5 protein-coding genes are annotated in these 6,572 nt (G+C 39.7%); 1 reads left to right on the top strand and 4 read right to left on the bottom strand.

The annotated features are described in order from the left end of the window. The 4 genes from VB733_RS19870 to VB733_RS19855 form a co-directional block, all read right to left on the bottom strand. The coding region (locus tag VB733_RS19870) for a HEAT repeat domain-containing protein (protein WP_323341787.1) at window positions 1–2,178 on the bottom strand (2,178 nt) is incomplete at its 3' end. 133 nt (window positions 2,179–2,311) lie between these two features. Next, window positions 2,312–3,079 carry a glucose 1-dehydrogenase gene (locus VB733_RS19865; RefSeq protein ID WP_323341786.1) on the bottom strand — a complete coding sequence of 256 codons (768 nt, stop codon included), beginning with the start codon at window positions 3,077–3,079 and terminating at the stop codon, window positions 2,312–2,314. A 532-nt stretch (window positions 3,080–3,611) separates the two neighbouring features. After that, window positions 3,612–4,640 (bottom strand): SGNH/GDSL hydrolase family protein, encoded by a 1,029-nt coding sequence (locus VB733_RS19860; protein ID WP_323341785.1) that lies wholly within the window; start codon window positions 4,638–4,640, stop codon window positions 3,612–3,614. 134 nt (window positions 4,641–4,774) lie between these two features. Beyond that, window positions 4,775–5,257: a hypothetical protein gene (locus tag VB733_RS19855; RefSeq protein WP_323341784.1), complete on the bottom strand. Its 483-nt coding sequence runs from the start codon at window positions 5,255–5,257 to the stop codon at window positions 4,775–4,777. A 370-nt stretch (window positions 5,258–5,627) separates the two neighbouring features. Here VB733_RS19855 and VB733_RS19850 point away from each other — a divergent pair, with 370 nt between their 5' ends. Beyond that, entirely contained in the window at window positions 5,628–6,518 is an 891-nt protein-coding gene (locus VB733_RS19850; protein WP_323341783.1) for a rhodanese-related sulfurtransferase, read from the top strand. The last annotated feature ends 54 nt before the right edge of the window (window positions 6,519–6,572 follow it).

Below are 6,572 nucleotides of genomic sequence, written 5' to 3'. Positions count from 1 at the left end.
TTTAATTTTATCCTTTGCAGAACCAATTGTTTGAATTAAGTGCAAACTATTTTCGAGATAATTAAGCCTTGCATCTGGATTATCTGGATTGAATGCAGCTAAAACAGCTAATAAGTCCTCGCGTTTTGCTGTTCCTGGTTGATAAGTTTCCCGTAAACATTCCCAAGCAATGATTTTTGCATCTTGATGTACGGTGCGATCGTTTAATTTTTCACCTGTGACATCGCGATTTAATTCGTTCAAATATCCCAACATTAAATTCGGAACTGTTTCAGTAATACTATTATTTTGTTGTCGAGAATTTACTTGTAATGTCTCGGCATTGGCAATTATTTTTTCGGCATACAATTTTGCTAGTAATACTGTAATATTACGTTGCCCTACCATTAATGATAATTTTGTACAAGCATCAAAAAATTCTTGATCGGTAAATAAATTACGTTTACCTCGTTGCATTAAATATGCTTCCATAAAGGAAGAAAGTTTGTTTGCTTCAATCCGTAATGGCTTAATAATAGTCTTATTTACCCTTCCTAATTTCTCTTGCAAACGCGAAGTAATTACCAATGCATTTACCGGAAAATCAGGCGAATCTGGTTGTAAATCTGCACGAGTAGTTGCATTTAATTCCGAAAACCTATCAACTATTACCAAGATACGTCTTTTTCTTAATAGCTTTAACAAAAATTCTTCACATATTGGTTCCGGTTCGTCAATTAATGCTTGTAACTGTCCACGAATGGCTTCAATGAGGGCTAATTTCCCCTCAACTGGGCGAAATTCTTCTTCCAAAAGCACAGGCAACATTAAATGTTCACAAAGTCGTTGATTTTGCTTTTCTGCAATCGACCAATTAGCAATTTGACAAGCCAAACTCGTTTTCCCAATACCACCTTCACCGCAAATTATCAAACAACTACGCTGCTTTTCAAACGTGGGACGTAAGTTTTCTGGTGTTAGCTGCGGTAATGTATTGCCATCAAGAATAACCGGAATTGGAATATAGTTACTGCGGCTAGTAACTGTATCTTTTTTAGTAAATTGTTCCCGCGCTGATTCAATATATTTATTTACCCATGCATCCAAAACTTGGGGATGGAAGTGAAACCAACCAATAAATAACACGTACCGCAACGGCACATTAATACTTAGAAATGGCAGTGAAAAATCTGTATAAGGCTTGAGGGCATTATTAATTTGCAATAACCATAAAGGCTTAATTTGTAATAGTATTAACCATAAAATTGGCAGTAAAGTTACATACCCCACAAATCCTAAAAGTAACTTATGCTGTAAAAGCCATGCCACTACAACATCAAATAATCGCGTTTCCTTCTCTGCTTTCAACGCTTCCAATGGACGACGGATGCGGGCAGTATCCACTTCAGTAAAATTCTCTTTGTGTGATTCCAGAATTTGAATAACCTGCTCAAAATCGCCTATCACCTTCGTCAACTTTGGACTCGACAAATTATCAGCCACATCCTGATAACCACCAATAATGCCACCCAAACCCTTGACTACTGCATACCGCACATAATATTCACTATCATTCAGCAAGGGAATTAAAACCTGTATTGCAGAACTTGCTTCAGTTCCCATTGCCCCCAAAGCCAAAGCCGCATTTTTGCGAACACGTGGATTACTATCTTTTAAGGCATTAATCAGCGATGGAACCGCAACCTTTGCCTCACTACCAATCCTCCTCAAAGCCGAAGCAGCATAAATACGAACATACTGTTCCTTATCCTGCAAAGCAGCCATCAAAGCCGGAACCGCAGATTTCGCCGGTATCCCAATTTCACCCAATGCGAGTACCGCATACATCCGCACCTGCATATCTCCATCTTGTAGAGATTCTGTCAAGGCACCCACCGCAGTTGCAGCTTCCGCACCCATATCTCCCAAAACCCAAGCTGCACGCCATCGGATTTGACAATCTGGGTTTTTGAGATTTTCTACCAGTGTGGGAATTGCGGAGGAACCAATACTCACAAGTGCGTCATGTGCTTCCAAACGCACACGAGCATTGGTATCAATGAGTTTTTCGACTATTGGCGTGATTTTTGTATCAGCAGTAATCTGTGCCCAGCTATTTCCACTACAGAAGCAAAATAGCAGCAAGCATAGTACAGCTAGTTTACAAAATTTTGGGGCGATCGCTTGGATGGCTTTCACCGAGTTTATGGCTCCAGTCAGGCAACTGTATCTATTTTACTCCGAGTTGAAAATAGTGCAGAATCATGCGATCGCGATAACATATAGTATTAAAGATACAAAGTTAATGTACTTGAAGTTAGTGCCATTTATCCTAACGTGCAGTATAGCCGCCATCAATGACTAATTCTGCTCCGGTGACAAATTTCGATTCCTCAGAAGCTAAGTACAAAATTCCGTAAGCAATATCGTCTGGTTCACCCATATGTCCCAGAGGATGTAAGTAGTCCAGAAATTTCCGTCCCTTCTCCACATATTCTTTACCACCGAAATGCTCTTCTACCATCGGTGTCATAATAAAACCGGGATGGACGGAGTTGACACGAATATTATTAGATGCATACAGCAAAGCATCGGTTTTACTCATTAAACGTACTGCTCCTTTTGATGCATGATAAGCGGGAACACTGGTAGAACCAACCAATCCATATACAGCAGATATGTTGATAATACTGCCACTACCACCATCCAACATAAAAGGAATCGCGTGTTTGGTACAGAAAAAGACTCCATTGACATTGACTGTCATGACGGCATTCCATTCTTCCTGGGTGATTTTATGAGTCGGTTTATTGATACCTGAGATTCCGGCATTATTCACCAAAACATCTATCTTCCCCCACTTGCGGTGGATATCTGCAAATACACGCTCTACCTCGGATTCAATCCCAACATCTAACTGCCAATATTCCGCCTCTCCATTGTTTTTCTGAATTTCTTCTATTAGTGCCTTACTTTCCTCGGCACGAATATCGGTGACTGCAATTTTTGCACCTTCCTTCGCTAGCATGAGACTTGCGGCTTTACCAATACCCAAAGCTGCACCTGTAACTATTACAACTTTATCCTTGACTCTATTCATAGTCCCCTCTTAGATATGTGTCGGAATCTCGATCAAATCAGCTAAAAAACAAACAAGCTGTTCTCGAATCAGGGAACTTATAATTCCAAAAATATCCAATTTAGTAGCGCGTTGGAGGCATTTTCGATCTAAATATATTAATCATATTTGTCTCCCACCAAACACACCCACTATTGGATAAGTTATTTTTTGGAAGCCCCTCAGGAAAAGGGAAAAGCTTAAAAATAGGATTTACTATCGAACGCTTACTCTCACTACAACAGATGTGTTCACAAATACACAAATTAGTTGTATTTCTTGACATGAATGTAGATGAGCGATCGACAAATTTTCAAGCATTATTTACATGCTCTGATTTGATTGTGAAGCAATGTGTTTATAAGTAATCCTATATCATAAATATTAATATTGACAATTATTTTTTTTAACATATTTGTTTTGCAGAAAAAGTAAATTTAGTTACTATATAGAATAGTCTCAAGTAACTGAAATCAATCTAGAAAACAAAGTAAAATTAAAAAAAGTCAATCTGTTAATTTTTGACAGTTTTTGTCCGAGATACGGCAATTTTCGACTCAACCTGATGGATAGCGGCTTGCCAAACTTCATAGCCATTGAGACTCAGATGCAATCCATCGGTAGTTAAATCGGGACGTAAGTTACCTTGAAAATCTGTAAACCAATTATGGATATTTAAATAATTTGCACCTTCTTCCTGAGAAATTGTTGCCAACTTTTGGTTAATTTTGCGGATACGATTATTGGAAATTGTCGGTAAACGAGTTGGTAAAATCGATTGAACAATAATTTGAGTGAGGGGATGTTCTTCGCGCAAACGGCGAATAATTTTACGATGATTGCGTAAAATAACTTCATCAGCAGTACCTTTTCGCAAATCGTTAATGCCAGCCATCACATAGATAACATCAGGTCTTGTCTTAGAAAACATTGATACTCTTTTAAGTACACCTGTTGAAGTATCCCCAGAAATACCCTGATTTAACCATAACTTGCCAGAGGGTAACTTATCCTTGGGAAACCACATACTCAGAGAATCACCTACCATAATACTAAGACGATTTTTCCCTTGACCATCGCCCATTGCCCGCGCTTCTAAAGCTAATAAACCTTTCCAATCTTCATAAGTTAGTTTGCTTTTACTAGCGGCGATTTGCTCGCGCATTGCCTCGTTTCCTAGGCGTGTATAAATCTGTCCCAAGCGCAGGGCTGCTAGTCTTTGGTAATAAAGTTGTTTTCCTGATAAGGGTTGATAGCTAGTTTCTGACTGGATATTTAAATAAGTTGTCGGTGTCACAGATGTAGCTGGTGTTTGTGCTTGATTGCTAAATTCCGGTGGAGTGCTTTCCGGTGAAATTGGGGAAGCCAGAGAACTATTACTATCGCTAAATTCTGCCCGTAATTGTTGTGCTGGCGATTCGACTTTGAGATTCCACGGCACTGGAGAATTTTCGACAGGAACAATCGACAATTTGGGTAAAGCCGATGTTGGTACTGCCAATCCTGTCAACACACCAGCTGCCAACAGATAAACATCCTTCATCACTTTACCTCTCCTTAAAAATCATATATTTCCTAAACTCAGTTGCGATCGCCTGTTTTCAGGATATTTCTGCTACTACTCAATTACTTATTTACATTAGCCTTGTCCGTAAAACTTGCCAAATCGGCAATGGTTCACGAATACTTCACAAAACCCTTGACATTGTCAATAGTTTGTGTAATTAAACGCCAAGCATCATCGGATAATGCGGATTTAATCAAGATTAACACTTTACACCACTCAAGGAAATCATCATCGGAAAAAGTTTTCTGTATCTGTTCAATGTAAAAATTTTGCCACCATTCTGGCGCATATTTACTGTTCCAACGTCGTCGCCAACGCCTGCGCCAACGCCAAAAAACTTGGGAGAATTGCGTACCCGTGGATGGTGGAGGTGGAAAATCGGCATAGCTAACAAAGCGGCTCACATTGGTTGCATGGATGTATACCATGTAACTGTAGCAATCGATGCGTTCAATTTGGTCGATTTCAATGCCAAACATGATTGCCACTGCTTCTTCAGTTACGAATCGTGCCAATGGGTGCAAAAACGGCGATTTATAATTTATTTTCGATGCACGAATTGAGGGTGCTTTCACCCCTGTTGTTACTAGCATGGTAGATGATTCCCTGTTCGCGAGGGAATTGCGGCAATATTTGCAAAAAAATCCGACAAGCTAGCACCTATATGCTTTGGTTAAAGCATATAGGTGCTAGTCAAAATCAAAACAGTTCTTTGAGAACTTATTTTTTCTGGAGATTAAATTATTAAACGACAAAAGCGATCGCTTGCCAAGCAGATGAGCAAAATAATTGTAAATTCGTGATATTCCGCAATAAATTGCCAGTATTTGGGTTGAATCTCTGCTATTTCACGAAGTATTTGCCAAAATACAAAAATCCGCCTTCCTATTTAATTCGTAATTTATAATTCGTTATGTAGGATATTGGCTGATATTATTCGATTGCGGAAGAGGTATAGGAAACATGGCTCTGGTAGTCGCTGCATTTTATAAATTTACTCAGCTGCCAGATTTTCGGGAGATACAGCACCCATTGCTGTCGTTTTGTCTGACTCAAGGGATTAAAGGCACGATTTTACTGGCAGAGGAAGGAATTAATGGGACTATTGCCGGTTCACGCGCCGGCATCGACGCAGTATTAGCTTATTTACGTTCCGATTCTCGTTTACTGGATTTAGAACACAAGGAATCATCCGCAGAGTCAGCACCGTTTGAGCGGATGAAGGTGCGCTTAAAAAAGGAAATTGTCACTTTGGGTTTGCCGGAAGTTAGTCCGACACAACAGGTGGGAACCTATGTAAGTCCCCAAGATTGGAATGCGATCGCATCTGACCCTGATGTTATCATTATTGATACTCGCAATGATTATGAAGTCAAAATCGGTACTTTTAAGAATGCAGTAAATCCAGCTACCCATTCTTTCCGTGAATTCCCTGAATACGTACAGCAAAATCTTGATCCCCAAAAGCATAAAAAAATCGCCATGTTTTGTACCGGGGGCATTCGCTGCGAAAAGGCTTCTGCTTACATGCTTTCCCAAGGTTTTCAAGAGGTATATCACCTTCAAGGCGGAATTCTCAAGTATTTAGAGGAAGTACCCAAAGAAGATAGTATTTGGGAAGGTGAATGTTTTGTCTTTGATGAACGTATTGCTGTGCAACATGGCTTGACTGCCGGAACCTATGATATGTGTGTAGGTTGCGGGCATCCAATTAATCAGGAAGATAAGCTTTCTCCCCATTATGAAGAAGGTATTTACTGTCCCTATTGTCATGAAACTTTAACGGCAGAAAAGCGCATCAGGTTAGAGGAGAAAAAAAGACAAAGCCAATTAAAAACACGACGGGATGCTTAAGTTGAGAGAAATACCAGAATTTAGGGAATGCTAAAGGTAGTTGCATCGGGCTGG

Origin of the sequence: Calothrix sp. UHCC 0171 (assembly GCF_034931845.1) — a bacterium.
In the GTDB taxonomy this organism is placed as follows: Bacteria; Cyanobacteriota; Cyanobacteriia; order Cyanobacteriales; family Nostocaceae; genus Brunnivagina.
The sequence above is the reverse complement of the archived record's forward strand: the minus strand, read 5'-3'. Positions and strand labels throughout refer to the sequence as shown.